The following is a 22,110-nucleotide window of genomic DNA, read 5'->3' as shown; positions in this document are numbered from 1 at the left end:
GCGATCAGTGCAGCCAGCCGCCCATCACGACCAGCGCGACCACGCTCAACCACGCCAGCAAAGCGCGCAGCAGCGCATTTCGCAGGCGGCGCAATTCGTGCAGCGGATCGGTCCGTTCTTCCGTGTAGCCGTCGCCGCCTTCGATATCGGTCAGCACGTCGGCGCGTGCAGCGGCACCGAGAAAACTGGGGTTGGAAAGGTACCAACTGTTCGGCGCCGCCTGTTGATGCCAGCGGCGCCACGCACCGATGACCGCATCCCAATGGCCGACCAGGGCCAGGGTAAAGACCATCAGTTGCGCTGGCAGCCAGTCCAGCCCATTGGCTAGATAGCGCCCGAAAGTACGCGCACCGGGATCGAGCGCCAACGAGGTGTCATGACCCAGCTGCCGCGCCAACCGGTAAAGCAATGCGCCGATCGGTCCGAGCAGGAAAAACCACAGCAATACGGCGAAGCGACGACGTAGTGCGGCATAAGCCGTGGCTTCGCCCAGATCCGCGGTTTGCCACGCCACCGTTTCGCCGTCGTCGCTCAAGACTTGGGCCGCAGCTTCACGACTGCTTTGGTCGGGTGCCTTGAGAATGGCTTCCAGGTCGGCTTCAAACGCATGCGGACCGAGGGAAAACAGCAGCACCAGCAGCGCAAAAGCGAGTTGCAGCAAATCCGCCAGCGGCAACTTGTGCAGCAACCAGATCACCAGTGAACACAACGCCACCGGCACCAGCACGGCGAGCAGCACACGTCCGACGCCGGTGGTATCGGCCAGCTGATTCACCCAGCGACGGAAGCCGCCGTCGCCACGCCAGCACGCCAACTGTGGCTGCACGTGCAGCAGTCCGAGAGCGATGAGCGCGGCTAGCAGGCGAATGGCCATGAAAACGAACTCCGGTGGATGGCGCATTGTATGCGAGTGATGGGAGCCTGATCACGCGCCGGCCAATCGCTCGCCGTCAGCGCCTTGCGCGCGCCACCAATGCATCCAGATCCAGCCCCGCCCGCTCGCGCAGCCAATGCGAAAGCAGTTGATAGGACACCGAAAGTCGCGTCGGCGTAGCCAGGCTTCCGTCGGCCAGCTCGTCGACGATCTGCTGCGGCGTAAACCATCGCGCGTCTTCCAGTTCGCCGTCGCGTAACCGGATCGCCGGCGAGATCGCCGTGGCGGTAAAACCCACCATCAGCGACGCAGGCATCGGCCAGGGTTGGGAGGAGTGATAGTGCACGTCGCCGACGATCACTCCGGATTCTTCCGCCACTTCGCGCCGTACGGCATCTTCCAGAGCCTCGCCCGGCTCGATGAATCCGGCCAGCGTGGAATAGCGACCTGGCGGCCAGCTAGCCTGGCGACCGAGCAGGCAAGCGCCTTCGTATTCGACGATCACGATGATGGCCGCATCGGTACGCGGAAAGTGCAGGCGCCCGCAGGCCGGATTCGTGCATTGCGCGCGATGGCCGGACGAAACCAGCTGCAAGGGTGAGCCGCAGCGTGCGCAGAAGCGGGTCTCGCGTTGCCAGTGCGCGAGACCCTTGGCATAAGCGAACAAGCCGGCTTCATCCGCGGCGAGCAGCAATCCGGCTTCACGCAAACCCAAGCGACGGGCGACTAGGGCCGATTCCAGTGCGGCGATGTCGTCGCTTTCGTCGAGCAGCAACATGAAATGCGGTTGCTCGTCGGCGATGCCGAGCAAGCTGTACGACGCATGGGGCAGCAGGCGCTCGCGCTCGGTGGCATCGAGCCAACGCAGGGCATCGTTTCCGTGTTGAAGGAAGGCGTCGCCCGCGACGTCGAGCAGCAGATAGCGCGCGCCAAGCGAACGTGCCTGTTCGGCGACCCGGTCGCCGTCATCGCGTTGTTCGGAAACGCGATCGAGTATCAGGCTGAGTCCGGCGAAAGTGTTTGAGTTCGTCGAAGCCATCCGTGTCGACGATCGCTCAGGTGGAGAACGAGGAGCCGCAGCCGCAGGTGGTCTTGGCGTTGGGGTTGCGGATAACGAACTGCGAGCCGCTCAGGTTCTCGGCGTAGTCGATCTCCGCGCCGGTGAGGTACTGCAGCGAGAGAGGATCGACCAGCAGGGTGACGCCTTCGCGATCCAGCGCGAAATCATCCTCCGCCCGCGCCTCGTCGAAGGTGAAACCGTACTGGAAGCCCGAGCAGCCACCGCCGCTGATGTACACGCGCAGCTTCAGTTCCGGGTTGCCTTCTTCCAGGATCAGTTCATGCACCTTGCGCGCGGCGGCCTCGGTAAAGATCAGCGGGGCGCCGGCTTGGCGGTAATCGGGGATGGCTACGATGGTTTCCATGACACGGATATGAGGCTGCGACGGCGCGGACTCAAGCATAGCCGAAGCATCGGCCTGAAGGCGGCGCCGGCCGCAGTGAAGTGCCTAGGGTTCAGGCTGTCACGGGTTCCGAGCGCACTTCCGGTGCCGGCAGTTCGCGCTGGGCATGGTCCTCGCCCTGGTGCGCGATGCGGCCGTTCACCTGTGCGCCGGCAGCCATTTCCAGCGAGTTGTAGCGGACGTCGCCGATCACGCGCGCCTGCGTGGCCAGTTCCAGCCGCTCGCTGGCGTAGATATCGCCGGTGACCTGGCCGTTGATCATGGCGTGCGGCACGCGCACTTCGCCTTGCACCTGGCCGTGTTCGCTCAGGGTAAAGACGGCGTTGGCACCTTCGCCGAGCACCGAGCCTTCAATGCGGCCGTCCAGGTGCAGCGTGCCGTTGAAGCGGACGTCGCCACGGATGATCGTGCCGTGCGAAATCAGGCTGGTTTCGGGGTTGCGGGTCGCATTGTCGTTGCGTTTACGGCTGAGCATCGGTGTCCCCCTGATTGGTGGTGACTGGGCTGGCTAGGGCATCGCTCCAGGCCACAGCGCGGCTGACCGCGTCGCCATTTTCCGGCTGGACTGTGACATGCAGACGGGTGGGACGAAAATCGGACGGAAGCGCAATCGTGGTGTGGAGTTGCTGGAAATAACGGAAGCGGAAAGGAATGCCGCCCTTTTCGGAGGCATCGCCCAACGTCGCCCAATCCAGTTGCACCACCTTGTTGTCGCGCAGTCCTTCCACGCTGACCGAAGTGATGCCGCTGGTGTCGTCGTCGCGCTTGATGTTCTGGGTGAGGCTGAGAGTGAGGGTCCAGGCTTGCGAGTGCGGCACGGGCTGCAGCGACACTTCCTGCACCTTCAACCCTTCGCGCTGCGCGTCGCCGCCGACCAGCCGGGAATAGAAGCCGAGGTCGGCGCGCAGGCCACTGATTTCCTCATCGCGTTGCGAGAGTGTTTTGCGTAGCGCCTGAGTCGCGATGTCGTTGACTTGCTGCGAGCGCTGCAAGTTGGCGACCTGCTGCTTGAGATCTTCGTTCTGCGCGGTCAAGGCATTCAAGGCGCGTCGATCCGAAATACGCGGCACCACGCCTTTCCATGCACCGACTGCCAGCGCGACGATCACGCCGAACAAGAGCACGCTGCCCAGCCACGCCAACCCCAGCCATAGCATCCGCCGACGCTGGCTAGCAGCGTCGTGCGGGCGTACGACGTAGCGCGGTGGTGGGCGGGAAGCCATGCGCGGCCCTTCCGGTAAAAGAGAGGGTATAGCCGGTGCGTGACGAAACCGTCAAGGAATCGTCGTTGGCTTTGTGCCGGTGGTCGCTTTGGTGCGCTGCGAGGCGCGTTAACTTTCCATTTTTGATTGGAGATAACGCTCGGCGCCTATGTCCTTCACCAGACTCTGCTGGGTTTCCAGCCAGTCGATGTGCTCTTCCTCGTCGTGCAGGATGTTCTTGAACAGATCGCGGCTTATGTAATCGGCAACGCTTTCACAGTGCGCGATGGCTTCGCGCAGATCCTTGGTGGCGGCCACTTCGAGCTGGAGATCGCCCTGGAGGCACTCGAGCGCGTTCTCGCCGATGCGCAACTTGCCCAAGTGTTGCAGGTTGGGCAGACCTTCCAGGAACAGGATGCGTTCGATCAGGTGATCGGCGTGCTTCATCTCGTCGATCGATTCCTTGTACTCGTGCTCGGCGAGCTCCTGATAGCCCCAGTTCTTGTACAGGCGGTAATGCAGGAAATACTGGTTGATCGCTGTCAGCTCGTTGTAGAGCACCTTGTTGAGGAACTCGATGACCTTCGCGTCGCCTTTCATGGCTGCTCTCCGTACGTGGGCTGATGCCGAACTATACGGATTCTGCGCGATGGAAGCTGCGGTAGGTGTCCGCGCACGCAAAAACGCCACCGCGGGTCGGCGGTGGCGTGAAGGCGAGAAACGCTTAGGTCAGGCGGCGACCAGGATAGGCAGGTCGAGCGCCACCTGCGTCATCGCTTCATTCAGCGTGGCGCGGGCCTCGGCTTCGCAGCAGCCGCAGCAATCGGAGCAGCCGGTGCGTGCCTGCAACTCGGCGAAGCTCCGCACGCCATCGGCTGCGGCGCGACGGATATCGTGGTCGGTAACGGCGTTGCACAGGCATATGTACATGCCGCGCATTGTCAACGCGAATACGAATGATTGTCAACAAGTATTCGGTTGACGCGGGCTGGCCGTTCAGGCCGCCGCTTGCCTGCCGCGGTTCGCGCTGCCGCGGGGCTGCGGCTGCGGGCCGAGTTGAATGCTCAGCATGTTTTCTACCAGCGGAGCAAAGTGGCGCAGCGCGCGGTGATACACATCCCGTTTGAAATTAACCACATGCGCGGCCGGGTACCAGAAATCCACCCAGCGCCAGAGATCGAACTCGGGCTTTTCGCAGGCGTCCAGGCACAGGGCTTCCTCCCCGCCCACCAGCTTCAACAGAAACCAGACCTGCTTCTGGCCGATGCAGGTGGGGTGCTGGTGGTGGCGGATATAGCGGCTGGGCAGCTTGTAGCGCAGCCAGCCGCGGGTGCTGGCCAGCACCTCGACGTGTTCCGCGGAAAGGCCGGTTTCTTCCTGCAGTTCCCGGTACATGGCTTCCAGCGGTGTTTCGTCGCTGCGCATGCCGCCTTGGGGAAACTGCCAACCGTCGCGATGGACGCGGCGCGCCCAGAACAGCCGGCCGTCTGCATTCAGCAGCACAATGCCAACATTCGGACGGTAGCCATCAACGTCAATCATCCAACCTCCTCGAGCCCCATCAGCGCAGCCTGCCGTGGCGTGAGCGCGTAGGACCTTAGGATCGATTCAACCACAGCCTACAAAGCGGGAGCAAGCCAACCACTTGAACCACAAGGGCGACACGATTAAACTGCCGCGCCCCGCCTGAATCCAGCCCGATCCGATCCACCGGACGGCGCACCCCTTGGCTATGTAGCTCAGCCGGTTAGAGCACAGCACTCATAATGCTGGGGTCGGTGGTTCGAGTCCACCCATAGCCACCATTCTTAAAGTCGAACGCGTTCTCGAACGTCTCGTAGATACCTGCGAGACGCGCTGCTTTGCAGTGGGGAAGAGAACCGATGGCGCGTTATGACGCGCCACGCACGTTCAACCTAGCGGCGCCTTTTGCCCGGTTCGATCGGCAGACGCGGCGGCGGCGAACCCGGATGCCCAGGTTCCCGGCTGTTATGCGACGAGCGCTTGTATTGCTGCGCCTGCGACTTCTCCGTGACGCCGCTCGATACGCCTACCGCGTAGACGCTGTGGATCTCGGCGGCGGAAAGCGGCTTGGGAGTATTGGTGGTCATAGCATCGCCCTCGGCGAGGATCTGAGATACGCAGATCGGTAAATCATCGTTCCGATTCCCCGACGAACCGGGGCGCTCACTCAGTCAAAAGCCAAAGCTAGGCGGAAACGCTTGTCGGGCGGTTCGTAAGCACTGTGGCCTATACACATTACCACCCTAAGCGTACGTCCGTAAGTTTTGTGTAATTGGTTCTATCGTTGAGGTGGTATACGACGCGAAAGCATCCACTTGGTCGCTGTTGTCAGGAGATAGCGACGCGATGCCATCGATCGCGTGGTTTCTTGTCGAGCGTCGGCGCTTCGGGCGCATAGTCTCAACAGTCATCAGACGATGACGCCGAGCTTGATACGCTGTCTGGTGGAGTCCTGGGATAAACGGGCTATGCTCTTTGAGCTGCAGCGTAAGCTGTTCGCGCGCAGCGCGAAGATGGCGCTTATACCCACCGGATCATCGCATGGCATGAGATTAGATTCCGAGCACCGACACAGACGATGCCCTCAAGATTTCAATGCTGCCGCGAGCGTGGTTCCAAGACCGCGCGATCAATCATCGTCTCGCTTCACTACACGTAAGGAGCACTGCAATGGAACACCCAACCCGCATGCTGAATGGGCTCGGCCAGAGCCTCTGGCTGGATAACATCACGCGGGGCATGCTGGGCGACGGCACCTTGCTCGGTTATCGCGAACAAAAGACCGTCACCGGGCTGACCTCCAACCCCACGATCTTCGCCCAGGCCATCAAGTCCGGTAAGGACTACGACGCATCGATTCGCGCGGCCGGACAGGTTGAGCCGGAGAGCGTGTTCTTTGGCTTGGCCATCGACGATTTGCGCCGCGCGGCGGCGATTTTCGAACCGGTCTATCAGCGCACGCACGGCGTGGACGGTTGGGTTTCATTGGAAGTCTCGCCGCTGCTGGCCGACGACACCGTACGTACCATCGAGCAGGCGGTGGCACTGCACAAGCAGGCGGCCGTACACAACCTGTTCGTGAAAGTACCGGGCACACCCGCTGGCATCGGCGCGATCGAGGAACTGATCTTCCGCGGCGTACCGATCAATGTGACCTTGCTGTTCTCCCCCGAGCAATATCAGGCTGCTGCCGAAGCATGGTTGCGCGGTCTCGAGCGCCGGCACGTGGCAGGGCTCGATCTGGATGTGGCCTCGGTCGCCTCCGTTTTCATCAGCCGCTGGGACGTGAAGGTGGCGGACAAAGTGCCCGCGGAGCTGCAGAACAAACTCGGCTTCGCCGTATGCGCGCAGATCTACGAGAAGTACCGAAAGCTGCTCGATTCCCCGCGTTTGCAACGTCTGCAAAACGCCGGCGCACGCGTGCAGCGCCTGCTGTGGGCCAGTACCGGCACCAAGGATCCGAAAGCTAGCGATGTGCTTTACATCGAGAACCTGATTGCGCCGCTCACCGTCAACACCATGCCGGAAAAGACGCTGCTCGCCTTCGCCGATCATGGCAAGGCGGAACACCTTATGCCGCTCGGCGATCCAAACGTGGCAAGCACGCTGGCCCGTTTCGAGGCCGCGGGCATCCTGGTGGAACCACTGGCGAAGACGCTGCAACAGGAAGGCGCCGATTCGTTCGTGAAGTCGTGGCGCGAACTGCTGGACACGATCAGCGAGCGCATGGGAGCGGCCGCATGAGTGCGTTGCGCGAGAAGGTAGCTTGGCGCGCTCTGGAAAAGCATCAACAGGAACTGGCAACACACCACTTGCGTGATCTGTTCGCCGCCGACCCCGGCCGTGCCGAGCGTTATCGCGCCGATGCGGTCGGCTGGCAGCTCGACTATGCCAGGCATCGCATCAATGACCAGACGTTGGACCACCTGTTCGCGTTGGCGCGCGAATGTGGTTTGGAAGCGCGGCGCGATGCGATGTTTGCCGGTGAGAAAATCAACACCACCGAACAGCGCGCAGCGCTGCACATCGCCTTGCGTGCCCCCGCGCGCAAAGTGATCAAGGTCGATGGCACCAATGTGGTGCCCGAAGTGCACGCGGTGCTCAAGCGCATGACGGCGTTTGCCAACGACATCCGCGCAGGGCGCTGGCTCGGCTTCAGTGGCCGGCCGATACGCAACATCGTCAACGTCGGCATCGGCGGTTCCGATCTCGGTCCGGTGATGGCATTCGAAGCCTTGCGTCACTTCAGCGACCGCAAGTTGCAGATGCGCTTCGTCTCCAACGTCGACTACACCGACTTCGCCGAAGCCGTGCATGACCTGCGGCCTGATGAAACCCTTTTCATCATCGCCTCTAAAACGTTCACCACGCTGGAAACCATGACCAACGCGCACAGCGCGCGCGATTGGCTGATGGCGGCGGCAGGCGGCGACAAGAAAGCAGTCGCCAAGCATTTCGTGGCGCTCTCCACCAACGAAAAGGCGGTGGAGGAGTTCGGCATTTCTACCGACCATATGTACGGCTTCTGGGATTGGGTAGGCGGTCGTTACTCGATGGATTCGGCCATCGGCCTGTCCACCATGATCGCCATCGGTCCGAAGGCCTTCGACGAGATGCTCGCCGGCTTCCATGCGATGGACGAGCATTTCCGCACCGCGCCGCTGGAACGCAACCTGCCGGTGATCATGGGCCTACTGGGCATCTGGTACACCGATTTCTTTGGCGCCGAAACGGTGGCGGTGTTGCCGTACGAGCAATACCTCAAGCGCTTCCCGGCGTACCTGCAGCAGTTGACGATGGAGTCGAACGGCAAACACGTCACTCTAGAAGGCGATACGGTCGATTACCCCACCGGGCCGATCTATTGGGGCGAGCCGGGCACCAACGGCCAGCATTCGTTCTATCAGTTGATTCATCAGGGCACGCGGCTGATCCCTTGTGATTTCGTCGGCTTTGCGCGGTCGCTCAATCCGTCCGGACGGCATCACGATCTGTTGATCGCCAACGTCATTGCGCAGGCCGAAGCGCTGGCCTTCGGCAAGACCTTGCAGCAAGTGAAAGACGAAGGCATCGACGACGCACTGGCACCGCATCGCGTGTTCGAGGGCAATCGACCATCCACCCTGCTGCTTGCCGAGCGTCTTACGCCATCGACACTGGGCAGCCTGGTGGCGCTTTACGAGCACAGCGTGTTCACTCAGGCGACGATCTGGAATATCAATCCGTTCGACCAGTGGGGCGTGGAACTTGGCAAGCAGCTGGCGCTGCGCGTCGTCGAAGAAATCGAATCGCCGCGCAAGCCGCTCCATCACGACAGCGCCACCAACGCTGCCATCACCTGGTATCGCAAGGCGCGCCGCAAGGCGACCGGAAGTGCACCGGCTCCCACGGCAACGTCCCCACATCGCGTGCTGGCCATCGACATCGGCGGTAGTCATGTCAAAGCCATGCTCAGCGGCAATCCGCGTGAAGTGGTCATGAAATCCGGACGCACGCTAACGCCGGAAACCATGCTCAAGCAACTGCGCCCAGCCATCCGCGGCTGGAAGTACGATGCGGTGAGCATCGGTTACCCCGGCCCGCTGTTGCACGATCACATCGCGCAGGACCCGCGCAATCTGGGCAAAGGCTGGATCGGGTTCGATTTCGCCAAGGCCTTCGGTCGTCCCGTGAAAGTGATCAACGACGCGGCCATGCAGGCGCTGGGCAGTTACGAGGGCGGCCGCATGCTGTTCCTCGGGCTAGGTACGGGATTGGGCACGGCGTTTATTGTGGACGGCATCATCGAGCCGATGGAGCTGGCGCATCTTCCGTACAAGAAATCGACGTTCGAAGACTACGTGGGCGAGCGCGGTCTCAAGCGGCTGGGCAAGAAGAAATGGCACGCGCATGTCATTGACGTGGTCGAGCAACTGAAAGCGGCACTCGAACCTGATTACGTCGTGCTTGGCGGCGGCAATGTGAGGCACCTCGCCGAGCTGCCTGAGGGAGTGCGTCGCGGTGACAACCACAACGCTTTCGCCGGCGGATTCCGCTTATGGGAGAACAAGGCATGACCGCTCGAAAAGGCAAGCTGCAACTGGGCTTTGTCGGACTGGGACGCATGGGTCTGAACATGGTGCGGCGCATGCAGGAAGCCGGCATCGATTGCGTGGTGTTCGACACGCATATCGAAGCGCGCAAGGAAGCCGCTAGCCACGGAGCAATCGCCACCGATTCGATACAGGATCTGGTCGCCAAACTCGACGCGCCGCGCGCCGTCTGGCTGATGCTGCCCACTGCCGTGGTCGATGCCGTGCTCGATCAATTGACGCCGCTGTTAAAGGCCGGCGACACCGTGATCGACGGTGGCAATTCGCACTACGTAGAAGACCTGCGCCGTGCCGAAGCATTGGGCAAACATCAGTTGATGTATGTCGATGTAGGCGTCAGCGGTGGCGTGTGGGGTCGCGAGCGCGGTTATTGCCAGATGATCGGCGGTCCCGAACAAGCCTATAAGCGACTGGAGCCGGCCTTCGCAGCTTTGGCACCAGGCTTTGAAGCGGCACCACGCAGCGAAAGCCGCACCGGCGATCCGTCGCCGGCGGAAAAGGGGTATTTGTACTGCGGTCCCAATGGTGCAGGCCATTTCGTGAAGATGGTGCACAACGGTATCGAGTACGGCCTGATGGCGGCCTATGCCGAAGGCCTCAACGTGCTGAAAAATGCCAATGCCGGCAAACAGCAGCGCAGTGCTGATGCGGAGACGTCGCCGCTGGAACATCCCGAGCGCTACCAATACGACTTTCCTGTCGGCGATGTAGTGGAACTGTGGCGGCGCGGCAGCGTGGTCGGTTCCTGGTTGCTCGATCTAACCGCGATCGAAATGGGGCGCGATCCCAGCTTGAAGGATTACACCGGACGCGTGTCCGATTCCGGCGAAGGCCGCTGGACCGCACAAGCGGCGATCGATGAAGGTGTGCCGGTGCCCGTGCTCACCGCCGCGCTGTTCGGGCGCTTCACATCGCAAGGCAACGAGCTTTACGCGAACAAGGTGATGTCCGCGATGCGCCATGCATTCGGCGGTCACAACGAAATCAAGACGGGCAACAAGGACTGAGCCATGGCCGCCACCACGCTGGTGATACTCGGTGCAAGCGGGGATCTCACTCAACGCTTGCTGATGCCGGCGCTGTATCGCCTGCATGCGTTGGGTCTTACGCGAGATCTGCGCATCGTCGGCTACGCCAAGGAGCCGTGGAGTCGCGAGCATTTCGAGCGGCATATCCACAAGGCCTTGCAAGCGTTTGCGCCGGATTTCAAAGAGGCACAGTGGAATCGCTTTCGCCGACAGCTCGATTATGTCGGCGGCGAACTGCAGGCCGATCAGTTGTTCGCGCTCAAGGACAAGTTGAACCCGGACGCGCTGTTCTATCTTGCGTTGCCACCGGCGCTGTTCGGTGTCGCGGCGACCGCACTGGGCGAAGCGGGATTTGCCAAAGGCCCGCGCAATGGCTGGCGTCGGTTGGTGGTGGAAAAGCCGTTCGGCACTGATCTGGCGTCGGCCCAAGTGCTGCGCGAGCAGATGCATGCGCACTGGGAAGAAGAACAGATCCTGCGCATCGATCATTTCCTCGGCAAGGAAACGACGCAGAACCTGATGGTGTTCCGCTTCGCCAATCGTTTTATCGAGCCGATCTGGAATGCGCAGCACATCGCGCAGGTGCAGATCACCTACGCCGAAACGCTGGGCGTCGAAAAGCGCGCGGCGTATTACGACAAGGCCGGTGCTCTACGCGACATGCTGCAAAATCATCTGATGCAGCTCTTCAGCCTCACCGCAATGGCACCGTTGGCCGAATGGGATGCAGAGGTGCTGCGCAACCACAAAGTGGAAGTGCTGCGCTCGGTGGTGCCGATCACTGCGGCGACGGTGGATGCCCACGCCGTGCGCGGCCAATACCGGGCCGGCAAGCTGGGTCGCAAGACGCTAGTCGGTTATCGCAGCGAGCCCGGTATTGGGCGTGGTTCATGCACCGAAACCTTCGCCGCGCTGCGGTTGGAAATCGATAACTGGCGCTGGCATGGCGTGCCGTTCTACCTGCGTAGCGGTAAACGGCTGGCCAGCGATTATTCCGAGATCGCCGTGCAATTTCGCGAAGTGCCAGGCGCGCTGCCCAAGGCCGTGCACGCGGGCAACAATTGGATGATTTTCCGCATCCGACCGACCGAGCAAATGGATCTGCTCGTCACTGCAAAACGTCCCGGCCTTGATCTCGCCGGTCGGCCGGTGGTGCTGACGGCACCGTATGCCAGCCCGGATCACCTGGAATTTTCTGCCTACGAGCAGTTGTTGATGGATGCCATTGAAGGCGATCGCACTCACTTCCTGCGCTTCGACGAAGTGGAATGGGCTTGGCGACTACTGACGCCGGTACTCGATGCGTGGCAAAGCGGAACGCCGGATTTCTACGCCGCCGGTTCGGAAGGACCATCGACCCAGAAGCGATTGCTCGACCTGGGGCACCTATGGCGTTCGATTGCGCGCAACGGCGACGCATGATTCTGGTGTCGGGCTATTCGCCAAGTCGGCGTTCTCGCCTGGGCGAGTAGAATAACGACATGCATATCTTCAAGGTTTTCCAGATCGAAGCGGCACACCGCCTGCCCAACGTGCCGGCCGGGCACAAATGCGCGCGACTGCACGGTCACTCGTTTCGCATCGAGATCCATCTCGCTGGCGAGCCCGACCCACAGCTGGGATGGGTGATGGATTTTGCCGATGTGAAAGCGGCCTTCGCGCCGCTGTACGAGCAACTCGACCATCACTATCTCAACGACATCGAGGGTCTTGAGAACCCTACCAGCGAGATGCTCGCCCGCTGGATCTGGCGACGGCTGGAGCCGGCGTTGCCGGGATTGGACAAAGTGGTGGTACACGAGACGTGCACCTCGGGTGCCAGCTGCACCCGCAACAGCTTTTGACGCGACGCAATATTATTCGATTTGTCACTAAATGCATGTGCTTATTGAAGATTTTGTGACATATCGGATTTTTAACAAAAAAGATATTGCACTGCACAAAAAGCTTTGCTAGGATTTGTCTCACTCTCCCATTCCCTTCGAGGGACAAAGCCATGACACAGCAACTGAACTCCCAGCTTTTCGCCTACGCCAAGCAGCTTTCGGACAATGCCTTCAAGGCCCACGCCCTGACCATCAAGGGTCTGGAGCAGGTCGCCGAACTGCAGCTGGCCGCGCTGGAGAAGCAGGCCCAGTCCACCGCTGACTTCATTGCGCAGGCTGTCGAAGTGCGTGACGCTGATGCGCTGCGTGGTCTGTGGGAAAAGGGCACCAGCCTTAGCCGCGAGCAGGCCGAGCACGCTGTGTCCGTGACCAAGGAAGTGGTTGCCGTGGCGCAGAAGACCGCCGAGTCGCTGAATGCGCTTCTGCAGGAACAGCAGAAGGCCGCTAACGAAGCCGTGGCAGCGCCCGTCGCCGCCATCAAGAAAGCCGCTTCGGTCAAGTAATACCCTCCACACGATCTTCCGCATACCGCGACTCCCCTTGCGGTATGCCCTTAGGCCGGACCCCTGTGTCCGGCCTTTTTCTTTGCGCGAATTTCGTGAATGAGGCGACGTGCCGCAGCTCTCGCGGCTTGCTGGCCCAAAAGTCACGCTGATATACTTTTCCGGATTGGATCGTGACCCGTGGCGTGGTGAATGCCTGGTGCGAATACCGCGGGAACCTCACGTGCTCAATAGTCTTGCCTCCGGTCGACGTCTCGCCCTGCGATTGCTGCTATGGCAACTAGTCGCGGCGATGATTGTGGGCCTCGCTTTTTCGGTACGAGGGTATCGATGGGCGATAGCGGCGGTGGCGGGGGCGGTGATCGTAGCGCTGGGTAACTGGCTGCTTTCGGTGAGGTTGTTCAGTCAGGTGAACAATGCCGGTTTTGCGCTGGCGCGCCTGCTGACGGGGATGATCCTGAAATGGATCGTGATCGTCGGGGGGCTGATCATGATCATGTTTCAATACAAATTGCCGCCGCTGGCCGCCATCACGGGGCTGGTGGCTGCTTACGCGGTTAATCTGCTGGCATTTAGATTCAAGGGTTGAGAGATGGCAAGCGAGCCGCAGGGCGGTCTTACCGAATACATCACGCACCACCTGCACCACTTCAAGCCGGTGCAGATCAGTGAAAAAGACTTCTGGTCGGTGCACATCGACTCGTTGACCGTGTCGTTGGCATTAGGCGTGGTGTTTTGCCTTTGGTTCTGGTCCAAGGCACGTAAGGCAACGTCGGGTGTTCCTAGCAAGGGTCAGGCCTTCGTTGAAATCGTGCTCGAATTCGTCGACGGTCAGGTGAAGGACGTCTTTCACGGCGATCGCAGCTTCCTGGCCCCGTTGGCGCTCACCGTGTTCGTCTGGGTTTTCCTGATGAACGCGATGGACTTGCTGCCAGTCGACCTTCTGCCGCTGATTACGCACAAGGTTGGCATCGGTCATTTCCGCTCGGTGCCCACCGCCGACTTGAACCTCACTTTCGCAATGTCGCTCACCGTTTTTCTGCTGGTGATCTTCTATAGCTTCAAAGCGAAGGGTTTCGGCGGCTACATGCACGAACTCTTCACCGCGCCATTCGGTTCGCATCCTTTACTGTGGATCCCCAATTTTCTGCTGAACCTGGTCGAGCTGCTTTCCAAGCCCGTAAGCCTGTCGATGCGACTGTTCGGCAACATGTATGCCGGCGAGTTGGTATTCATGCTGATCGCGGGTTTGTTCAGCGCAGGCAGCTGGTTGCTGTTTGGCATGGGTGTGATTGGTTATACGGTGTGGGGCATCTTCCACATCCTGATCATCGGTATTCAGGCTTTCATCTTCATGGTGCTCACCATCGTTTACATCTCGATGGCGCACGATCACCACTGATTCATTCACTTACGTAAGAACAACTGCTTATCTTTATCTTGAGGAGAACACCGTGGAACTAGTTGCTCACATTGCCCAAGTCCAGGGCTTCACCGCCATCGCGCTCGGCCTGATCATCGGTTTCGGTGCGCTGGGTGCCTGTCTCGGCATCGGCATCATGGGCTCGAAGTTCCTCGAAGCCGCTGCCCGTCAGCCTGAGCTGGTCCCGCTGCTGCAGGGTCGTATGTTCCTGCTGGCCGGCCTGATCGACGCAGCGTTCCTGATCGGCGTGGCTTTGGCGATGTTCTTTGCCTTCGCGAACCCGCTGCTTAGCGCTGTCCACGGCTAAGACGTCTGGGTGTTTTTCTTCCGGATGCGGTCGTGATGACGCGGTCGCATCTCTTCGCAATCGACATGTACAGGTAACGCAGCGATGGAATTCAACGCGACCTTGATCGGCGAGATGATCGCATTCGCCATCTTGATCTGGTTCTGCGTCCACTTCATTTGGCCACACATCTCCAAGGCCATCGAAGAGCGACAGATCAAGATCGCCGAAGGCCTCAACGCCGCCGAGCGCGCGCATGCCGAGCTGAAGGACGCCGACAATAAAGTGGCGGCCGAGATCAAGCAGGCGCGTCAGCAGGCTGCCGAGATCATCGATCGCGCACAGCAGCAGGCCAACCAGATTCTGGAGAAGGCCCGCACTGATGCCGTCGTCGAGATCAACCGCCAGAAGGCGGCGGCTCAGGACGATATCGCCTCGATGGCGCAGCGCGCTCGTGAAGAGCTGCGTGAACGCGTCGGCGCGTTGGCCGTGCAGGGCGCGTCGAAGATCGTGCAGCGCGAGATCGATCCGGCGGCACATAAGGTGTTGCTCGACCAGCTCGCGGCAGAGATCTAATCGATGGCAGCCCAGGCAATCACGCTCGCCCGCCCCTACGCCCGCGCCGCTTTCGAGCTGGCGCAGGCGGAAGGTGCACTCGCCGCCTGGTCACAGGCGCTGGCTTTTGCCGCGGAAGTGGCAAAGGATCCGCGCGTGGCCGCGCTCAGCACCGATCCGCGCGTAAAGCCGGAACAATTGGTGGCGCTGCATCTGCCCGAGGGCGGCAAGGCCGATAGCACGTTCGGCAAGTTCCTCATGGCGCTGGCAGAAAAGCGTCGCATGGTGCTGTTGCCGGAAGTGGGCGCTCTCTACGAGACCTATAAGCGTGAATCCGAGTCGCAGCTGCTGGTGAAGGTCACCAGTGCAATGGCCCTGGATGCTGCGCAGACCGAGCAGCTGAAAGCCTCGCTCAAGCGCCGCTTCAAGCGCGAGATCGAACTGGAAACCCAGGTCGATCCGTCGCTGCTCGGCGGCGTGGTGATCGACACCGGCAGCGAAGTGATCGACGGCTCCGCGCGCGGTCGCCTGGAACGTTTGGCTACCGCTCTCGCGCACTGACAAAGAATTCAAAATCACCGGGTGCCGTTAGCGCGGCGCAAACCCAAGGATAACGACCATGTCCAGCACCACCCTGAACCCGTCCGAGATCAGCGAACTGATCAAGAACCGCATCGAGCAGTTCAAGCTCGGCGCGGAAGCCCGTAACGAGGGCACGATCATCAGCGTGTCCGACGGTATCGTGCGCATCCACGGCCTGGCCGATGTGATGCAGGGCGAAATGATCGAGCTGCCGGGCAACTCGTTTGCGCTGGCCTTGAACCTCGAGCGCGACTCCGTCGGCGCCGTGGTGCTCGGTGAATACCAGCACCTGCGCGAAGGCGATACCGCCAAGACCACCGGCCGCATTCTCGAAGTGCCGGTCGGCGAAGCGTTGCTCGGCCGCGTGGTCGACGCGCTCGGCAATCCGATCGACGGCAAGGGTCCGATCGAGACGCCGCACAGCTCCGCCATCGAGAAAGTGGCGCCGGGCGTGATCTGGCGTAAGTCGGTCGACCAGCCGGTGCAGACCGGCTACAAGTCGGTCGACTCGATGATCCCGATCGGCCGCGGTCAGCGCGAGCTGATCATCGGCGACCGTCAGACCGGCAAGACCGCGCTGGCCATCGACGCGATCATCAATCAGAAAGATTCCGGCATTAAGTGCATCTACGTCGCGATCGGCCAGAAGCGTTCGTCGATCGCCAACGTGGTGCGCAAGCTCGATGAGAACGGCGCGCTGGCCAACACCATCGTGGTCGTCGCTTCCGCTTCCGAGTCCGCCGCGTTGCAGTACATCGCGCCGTACTCCGGTTGTGCGATGGGCGAATACTTCCGCGACCGCGGCCAAGATGCGCTGATCATCTATGACGATCTGTCCAAGCAGGCCGTGGCCTACCGCCAGATCTCGCTGCTGCTGAAGCGCCCGCCGGGCCGCGAAGCGTATCCGGGCGACGTGTTCTATCTCCACTCGCGTCTGCTCGAGCGTGCTGCTCGCGTGTCCGAGGAGTATGTCGAGAAGTTCACCAACGGCGAAGTGAAGGGCAAGACCGGTTCGCTTACCGCGCTGCCGATCATCGAAACGCAGGCCGGCGACGTGTCCGCGTTCGTGCCGACCAACGTGATCTCGATCACCGACGGTCAGATCTTCCTCGAAACCGACCTGTTCAACGCCGGTATCCGTCCGGCCGTGAACGCGGGTATCTCCGTGTCGCGCGTGGGCGGTGCCGCCCAGACCAAGATCGTGAAGAAGCTCTCCGGCGGCGTGAAGCTGGCGCTGGCGCAGTACCGCGAGCTGGCTGCGTTCGCGCAGTTCGCTTCGGACCTGGATCCGGCCACCCGTGCGCAGCTCGACCGCGGTCAGCGAGTCACCGAGCTGATGAAGCAGAAGCAGTACGCACCGCTGTCGATCGCCGAACTGGCGTTGTCGGTGTATGCCGCTGAAAAGGGCTACCTCGACGATCTGCCGGTGAACAAGGTGTTGCCGTTCGAGAAGGGCCTGCATGCCTTCATGCACCAGAACCACGGCGAGCTGATGAAGAAGATCGTCGCCACCGGTGACTGGAACGGCGAGATCGAAGGCGTGTTCAAGAGCTCGCTCGACGAGTTCAAGAAGACCGGTAGCTGGTAAGTACTTAGGGTGCGCAGCGATACGAATCGCTGCGCAGCACTTCGGTCGACGCACCGAAACGGCATAGACCCAACAGGTTGAGGCAAACGTGGCAAGCGGACGCGAAATCAAAACCAAGATCAAGAGCACGCAGAACATGCGCAAGGTGACGCGCGCGCTCGAAATGGTCTCGGCCTCCAAGATCCGCAAAGCGCAGGATCTGATGAAGGCCTCGCGCCCCTATGCGCGCACCATGCGCAAGGTGATTGCGCACGTCGCGCATGCCAGCACCGACTTCAAGCACCCGTTCCTCGTCGAGCGCGAGAACGTTGCGCGTGTCGGCTATATCGTGGTGACCACCGATCGCGGCCTTTGCGGCGGTCTCAATTCCAACCTGTTCCGTCGCTTGTTGCCAGCCATCCAGGAATGGCAGGCGAAGGGTGTGCAGGTGGATGTCGTGGCCATCGGCCAGAAAGCGGTGCAGTTCTTCCGCCGCATCAAGGGCGTCAACCTTGTGGGCAGCGTCACCCATCTGGGCGAGCGTCCCAAGGTCGAGCAGCTGATCGGCGTGATCAAGGTGGCGCTGGATGCGTATATGGCCAACGGTCTCGATCGTGTGTTCCTGGCCTACAACGATTTCGTCAATACCATGACGCAGAAGCCGTCGATCGAAGCGTTGCTTCCGCTGCCGGTGGTGGCGGCGGAGATCGAGGCTGCCGAAGGTGGCAAGGGCGCGGGGATGCCAAGCTGGCCGGTTGCAGGCTTGAAGCTCGAGCAGACCCATGACTGGGATTACCTCTACGAACCCGATGCCGGGACCGTGCTGGAACATGTACTCGGTCGCTACATCGAGTCGGTGGTGTACCAGGCCGTGCTGGAAAATCTCGCCAGCGAACATGCAGCGCGGATGGTAGCGATGAAGAGCGCGTCGGATAACGCAACGAAAGTAATCGGCGAACTGACACTCGTTTATAACAAGGCGCGTCAGGCTGCGATCACGCAGGAAATTTCCGAGATTGTCGGCGGTGCAGCGGCTGTATGAGTGCGATCGTCCGTGATCGCGAAGATCAAAAAGCGGCCATCCATGGCCGCACTCCTCACTAAGAGCGACGCTCAAACGGCGCTTAGACAAACACTTAAAGATCCATCCGGAGCACATCCATGAGTCAGGGCAAAGTTGTACAGATCATCGGCGCGGTTATCGACGTCGAGTTCGCACGCGACCAGGTGCCGCAGGTCTATGACGCACTGAAGATCGACGGCACCCAGATCACGCTGGAAGTCCAGCAGGTGCTGGGCGACGGTATCGTGCGTACGATCGCCCTCGGTTCCACCGACGGCCTGAAGCGCGGCCTCGTCGCCCGCAACACCGGCGAAGGCATCAAGGTGCCGGTCGGCAAGGCCACTCTCGGCCGCATCATGGACGTGCTCGGCAATCCCATCGACGAAGCCGGCCCGATCGGCGAGCAGGATCGTTGGGTGATCCACCGCGAAGCGCCGAGCTACGACGATCAGGCTGCTGCGAACGATCTGCTGGAAACCGGCATCAAAGTCATCGATCTGATCTGCCCGTTCGCCAAGGGCGGCAAGGTCGGCCTGTTCGGCGGCGCCGGCGTGGGCAAGACCGTGAACATGATGGAGCTGATCAACAACATCGCCAAGGCGCACTCGGGTCTGTCCGTGTTCGCCGGCGTGGGTGAGCGTACTCGTGAAGGTAACGACTTCTATCACGAGATGAAGGACTCCAACGTGCTCGATAAGGTCGCGATGGTGTACGGCCAGATGAATGAGCCGCCGGGCAACCGTCTGCGCGTAGCGCTGACCGGCCTGACCATGGCCGAATACTTCCGCGACGAGAAAGACGCCAGCGGCAAGGGTAAGGACGTGCTGCTGTTCGTCGACAACATCTACCGCTACACGCTGGCCGGTACCGAAGTGTCCGCGCTGCTCGGCCGTATGCCGTCCGCCGTGGGCTACCAGCCGACGCTGGCCGAGGAAATGGGCGTGCTGCAGGAGCGCATCACCTCGACCAAGACCGGTTCGATCACCTCGATCCAGGCCGTGTACGTGCCCGCGGACGACCTGACCGATCCGTCGCCGGCCACCACCTTCGCCCACTTGGACGCGACCGTGGTGCTGAGCCGTAACATCGCTTCGCTGGGTATCTACCCGGCCGTGGATCCGCTGGACTCCACCAGCCGCCAGCTCGATCCCAACGTGATCGGCGCCGAGCACTACGACGTTGCCCGTCGCGTGCAGGGCACCCTGCAGCGCTACAAGGAGCTGAAGGACATCATCGCGATTCTCGGCATGGACGAACTGTCCGAAGAAGACAAGCTGGCCGTGGCCCGCGCGCGTAAGATCGAGCGCTTCTTCTCGCAGCCGTTCCACGTGGCCGAAGTGTTCACCGGTTCGCCGGGCAAGTACGTGCCGCTGAAGGAAACCATCCGCGGCTTCAAGATGATCGTCGATGGTGACGTCGACCACGTGCCGGAGCAGGCGTTCTACATGGTCGGTGGCATCGACGAGGCCATCAAGAAGGCCGAAGAGATGGGCGCCAAGAAGGCAGCCTGATCACGGTCGCTCCCGGAGCCGGCTTCGCGTAAGCAAGCTGGCTCCACGCTAAGCCGATAAATCCTTTCCGTTCGATACGTCGGGCGAAGTGAGAAAGTTATGAGCACCATTCGTTGCGACATCGTCAGTGCCGAAGCCGAGATCTTTCACGGCGAAGCGGTGATGGTCGTCGTCACCGGCGAGCTCGGCGAGCTGGGCATCACGCCCCGCCACGCGCCGCTAATCACCCGCCTTAAGCCGGGCCACATCGACGTGGTACTGGAAGGCGGCGAGCGCCAGCAGTTCTACGTCTCCGGCGGCATCCTCGAGGTGCAGCCGCAGGTCGTGACCGTGCTGGCCGACACCGCAGCACGCGCCGCCGACCTCGATGAAAACGCCGCCAAGCGCGCCAAGCAGGAAGCCGAAGACGCGCTGGCCAATCGCACCGACGTGGTCGAAGTTGCCGAGGCGCAGGCCAAGCTGGCTCAGGCGCTGGCCCAGCTGCAGGCGCTGGAGCGACTGCGCAAGAACCTCAAGCACTGAGCGACATAGATCTTGTCGAATCCGAAGCGCCGGCCTTGTGCCGGCGTTTTCGTTTGACGGCAGCGTGCCTTAACCGTAACCGCGCCGTGCCAGCGGTACGCCCTCAATGAACGGGTATGCTTAACTCCTGACACGACATGTGGTGATCCGTTATGAGCCAAACACCCCTGCACGTCATTGTCCTCGCTGCTGGCGAAGGCAAGCGCATGAAATCGAAAAAAGCCAAGGTGCTAATGCCCCTGGCCGGTCGGCCGCTGCTGGCACACGTGCTCGCTACGGCGCGTGCGTTGCATCCGGAAGCGATCCACGTCGTGTACGGATATCACGGCGAGCAGGTGCTGGCGGCGTTCGAGGATCAACCGGATCTGCGCTGGACATTGCAGACCGAGCAGTTGGGTACCGGTCATGCCGTCGGCCAGGCATTACGCAACGTGCCTGATGACGCGCAGGTATTGGTGCTCTATGGCGACGTGCCCTTGACCCGTGCGGACACGTTGCAGCGGCTGGTGCAGACCGAAGGCGGCTTGACCATGCTGGCAACTCGGGTCGCCAATCCGCAAGGCTATGGCCGCGTCATGCGCGACGGTAACGGACTGGTGCGCGCGGTGATCGAGGAGAAGGACGCCGACGACAATCAACGCGCCATCAATCTGATCAACACAGGCATCGTGGCCGCGGAAGCCGCCACACTAAAGCGCTGGACGGGCAGCCTGGATCGCAACAATGCGCAAGGCGAGTATTACCTCACCGATATCTTCAAGATGGCCGCGAGCGAAAATCGCGCTGCGCAAAGCATCGAATGCGAGGACCCGATGGAAGCCGCGGGTGCTAACACGCCATGGCAGTTGAGCGAACTCGAGGATGCCTATCGCCAGCGCGCCGTCCAGGCATTGACGCTGGATGGTGTGCGAGTGGCCGATCCGCGCCGGGTCGATGTGCGTGGCACGGTCAGTGCGGAACATGATGTAGAGATCGACATCGACGTGATCCTCGAAGGCGACGTGCGGCTTGGAGAAGATGTACGCATAGGCCCTTTTTCACGTTTGAAAAACGTGCAGCTCGCCGCCGGCACTGTTGTGCATGCGCATTGCGATCTGGACGGCGTGGTCACGCACGGTCCGTGCATCATTGGGCCCTTCGCACGACTGCGCCCCGGTACGGAATTGGCCGCCGGTGTGCACGTCGGCAATTTTGTCGAAACCAAGAAGGTGCGGATCGGCGAGGGAAGCAAGGCCAATCACTTGAGCTACCTCGGCGATACCGTGATCGGACGCAACGTCAACGTAGGTGCGGGCACCATCACCTGCAATTACGACGGCATCAACAAATTCGTTACCACCATTGAGGATGGCGCCTTCATCGGTTCCAACAGTGCACTGGTGGCGCCTGTCACCATCGGCGCTGGAGCGACCATTGGCGCGGGCTCAGTGATTACGAAGGATGCACCGGCGGGCGAGCTCACCGTAGCGCGCGCGCGGCAGGCCCTTTTGCCGGGCTGGAAGCGACCCGAAAAAAAGCCATAAACGTTT

25 protein-coding genes and 1 tRNA gene are annotated in these 22,110 nt (G+C 61.3%); 17 read left to right on the top strand and 9 right to left on the bottom strand.

What is annotated here, in order from left to right; genetic code table 11:
* Positions 1 to 4 precede the first annotated feature (4 nt).
* The 8 genes from QQL64_RS17170 to QQL64_RS17135 form a co-directional block, all read right to left on the bottom strand.
* Complete coding sequence (locus QQL64_RS17170; RefSeq protein WP_284401823.1) at positions 5 to 874, bottom strand: beta-lactamase induction protein; 870 nt, start codon at positions 872 to 874, stop codon at positions 5 to 7.
* 76 nt (positions 875 to 950) lie between these two features.
* A complete protein-coding gene (gene nudC / locus QQL64_RS17165; RefSeq protein ID WP_284401822.1) occupies positions 951 to 1,913 on the bottom strand; it encodes an NAD(+) diphosphatase in 963 nt (320 codons plus the stop codon).
* A 16-nt stretch (positions 1,914 to 1,929) separates the two neighbouring features.
* A complete protein-coding gene (gene erpA, locus QQL64_RS17160) occupies positions 1,930 to 2,298 on the bottom strand; it encodes an iron-sulfur cluster insertion protein ErpA (RefSeq protein WP_284401820.1) in 369 nt (122 codons plus the stop codon).
* Between the two features lie 91 nt (positions 2,299 to 2,389).
* Positions 2,390 to 2,812: a bactofilin family protein gene (locus tag QQL64_RS17155; protein WP_284401818.1), complete on the bottom strand. Its 423-nt coding sequence runs from the start codon at positions 2,810 to 2,812 to the stop codon at positions 2,390 to 2,392.
* Positions 2,799 to 3,560, bottom strand: a complete 762-nt coding sequence (locus QQL64_RS17150) for a DUF6776 family protein (RefSeq protein WP_284401816.1) — start codon at positions 3,558 to 3,560, stop codon at positions 2,799 to 2,801. Before QQL64_RS17150 ends, QQL64_RS17155 begins: the two co-directional genes overlap by 14 nt.
* A gap of 108 nt (positions 3,561 to 3,668) precedes the next feature.
* A complete protein-coding gene (gene bfr, locus QQL64_RS17145) occupies positions 3,669 to 4,139 on the bottom strand; it encodes a bacterioferritin (protein ID WP_284401814.1) in 471 nt (156 codons plus the stop codon).
* Between the two features lie 129 nt (positions 4,140 to 4,268).
* On the bottom strand, positions 4,269 to 4,478 hold the full coding sequence (locus QQL64_RS17140; protein WP_404601053.1) for a (2Fe-2S)-binding protein: 210 nt from the start codon (positions 4,476 to 4,478) through the stop codon (positions 4,269 to 4,271).
* Between the two features lie 57 nt (positions 4,479 to 4,535).
* Positions 4,536 to 5,081, bottom strand: a complete 546-nt coding sequence (locus QQL64_RS17135; RefSeq protein ID WP_284401810.1) for an RNA pyrophosphohydrolase — start codon at positions 5,079 to 5,081, stop codon at positions 4,536 to 4,538.
* 186 nt (positions 5,082 to 5,267) lie between these two features.
* On the opposite strand from QQL64_RS17135, the gene QQL64_RS17130 reads away from it, so the two are divergent.
* Positions 5,268 to 5,344: transfer RNA gene (locus QQL64_RS17130), tRNA-Met, on the top strand.
* A 111-nt stretch (positions 5,345 to 5,455) separates the two neighbouring features.
* Here the strand turns inward: QQL64_RS17130 and QQL64_RS17125 are convergent.
* A complete protein-coding gene (locus QQL64_RS17125; RefSeq protein WP_284401809.1) occupies positions 5,456 to 5,650 on the bottom strand; it encodes a hypothetical protein in 195 nt (64 codons plus the stop codon).
* Positions 5,651 to 6,233: 583 nt separating this feature from the next.
* On the opposite strand from QQL64_RS17125, the gene tal reads away from it, so the two are divergent.
* From tal to glmU, 16 genes are all read left to right on the top strand, one after another.
* Entirely contained in the window at positions 6,234 to 7,307 is a 1,074-nt protein-coding gene (tal, locus tag QQL64_RS17120; RefSeq protein ID WP_284401807.1) for a transaldolase, read from the top strand.
* On the top strand, positions 7,304 to 9,619 hold the full coding sequence (gene pgi / locus QQL64_RS17115) for a glucose-6-phosphate isomerase (protein ID WP_345782661.1): 2,316 nt from the start codon (positions 7,304 to 7,306) through the stop codon (positions 9,617 to 9,619). Before tal ends, pgi begins: the two co-directional genes overlap by 4 nt.
* Entirely contained in the window at positions 9,616 to 10,662 is a 1,047-nt protein-coding gene (gnd, locus tag QQL64_RS17105) for a phosphogluconate dehydrogenase (NAD(+)-dependent, decarboxylating) (protein WP_284401805.1), read from the top strand. The genes pgi and gnd overlap by 4 nt, the downstream gene beginning before the upstream one ends.
* Positions 10,663 to 10,665: 3 nt before the next feature.
* Complete coding sequence (gene zwf / locus QQL64_RS17100; protein ID WP_284401803.1) at positions 10,666 to 12,105, top strand: glucose-6-phosphate dehydrogenase; 1,440 nt, start codon at positions 10,666 to 10,668, stop codon at positions 12,103 to 12,105.
* 59 nt (positions 12,106 to 12,164) lie between these two features.
* Positions 12,165 to 12,527 carry a 6-carboxytetrahydropterin synthase QueD gene (gene queD, locus QQL64_RS17095; RefSeq protein WP_284401801.1) on the top strand — a complete coding sequence of 121 codons (363 nt, stop codon included), beginning with the start codon at positions 12,165 to 12,167 and terminating at the stop codon, positions 12,525 to 12,527.
* A 152-nt stretch (positions 12,528 to 12,679) separates the two neighbouring features.
* Entirely contained in the window at positions 12,680 to 13,072 is a 393-nt protein-coding gene (locus QQL64_RS17090) for a phasin family protein (protein ID WP_284401798.1), read from the top strand.
* Positions 13,073 to 13,295: 223 nt separating this feature from the next.
* The gene (locus QQL64_RS17085) at positions 13,296 to 13,661 is read left to right on the top strand and encodes an ATP synthase subunit I (protein ID WP_284401797.1); all 366 of its coding nucleotides are present in this window, start codon (positions 13,296 to 13,298) and stop codon (positions 13,659 to 13,661) included.
* A gap of 3 nt (positions 13,662 to 13,664) precedes the next feature.
* Positions 13,665 to 14,474: a F0F1 ATP synthase subunit A gene (gene atpB / locus QQL64_RS17080; protein WP_284401795.1), complete on the top strand. Its 810-nt coding sequence runs from the start codon at positions 13,665 to 13,667 to the stop codon at positions 14,472 to 14,474.
* A 52-nt stretch (positions 14,475 to 14,526) separates the two neighbouring features.
* A complete protein-coding gene (atpE, locus tag QQL64_RS17075; protein ID WP_284401794.1) occupies positions 14,527 to 14,802 on the top strand; it encodes a F0F1 ATP synthase subunit C in 276 nt (91 codons plus the stop codon).
* Between the two features lie 84 nt (positions 14,803 to 14,886).
* Positions 14,887 to 15,357, top strand: a complete 471-nt coding sequence (locus tag QQL64_RS17070) for a F0F1 ATP synthase subunit B (protein WP_284401792.1) — start codon at positions 14,887 to 14,889, stop codon at positions 15,355 to 15,357.
* 3 nt (positions 15,358 to 15,360) lie between these two features.
* A complete protein-coding gene (locus QQL64_RS17065) occupies positions 15,361 to 15,897 on the top strand; it encodes a F0F1 ATP synthase subunit delta (RefSeq protein ID WP_284401791.1) in 537 nt (178 codons plus the stop codon).
* A gap of 58 nt (positions 15,898 to 15,955) precedes the next feature.
* Positions 15,956 to 17,506: a F0F1 ATP synthase subunit alpha gene (gene atpA, locus QQL64_RS17060; RefSeq protein WP_284401789.1), complete on the top strand. Its 1,551-nt coding sequence runs from the start codon at positions 15,956 to 15,958 to the stop codon at positions 17,504 to 17,506.
* 88 nt (positions 17,507 to 17,594) lie between these two features.
* Complete coding sequence (gene atpG, locus QQL64_RS17055; RefSeq protein ID WP_284401788.1) at positions 17,595 to 18,527, top strand: F0F1 ATP synthase subunit gamma; 933 nt, start codon at positions 17,595 to 17,597, stop codon at positions 18,525 to 18,527.
* Between the two features lie 119 nt (positions 18,528 to 18,646).
* Positions 18,647 to 20,059: a F0F1 ATP synthase subunit beta gene (gene atpD, locus QQL64_RS17050; protein ID WP_284401786.1), complete on the top strand. Its 1,413-nt coding sequence runs from the start codon at positions 18,647 to 18,649 to the stop codon at positions 20,057 to 20,059.
* Positions 20,060 to 20,158: 99 nt separating this feature from the next.
* On the top strand, positions 20,159 to 20,581 hold the full coding sequence (locus QQL64_RS17045; protein ID WP_284401785.1) for a F0F1 ATP synthase subunit epsilon: 423 nt from the start codon (positions 20,159 to 20,161) through the stop codon (positions 20,579 to 20,581).
* A gap of 152 nt (positions 20,582 to 20,733) precedes the next feature.
* A complete protein-coding gene (glmU, locus tag QQL64_RS17040; RefSeq protein ID WP_284401784.1) occupies positions 20,734 to 22,104 on the top strand; it encodes a bifunctional UDP-N-acetylglucosamine diphosphorylase/glucosamine-1-phosphate N-acetyltransferase GlmU in 1,371 nt (456 codons plus the stop codon).
* Positions 22,105 to 22,110: the final 6 nt, after the last annotated feature.

This window comes from Dyella lipolytica (genome assembly GCF_030160075.1).
Classification (GTDB): Bacteria; Pseudomonadota; Gammaproteobacteria; order Xanthomonadales; family Rhodanobacteraceae; genus Dyella_B; species Dyella_B lipolytica.
This window is presented reverse-complemented; position numbering and strand designations above follow the sequence as displayed.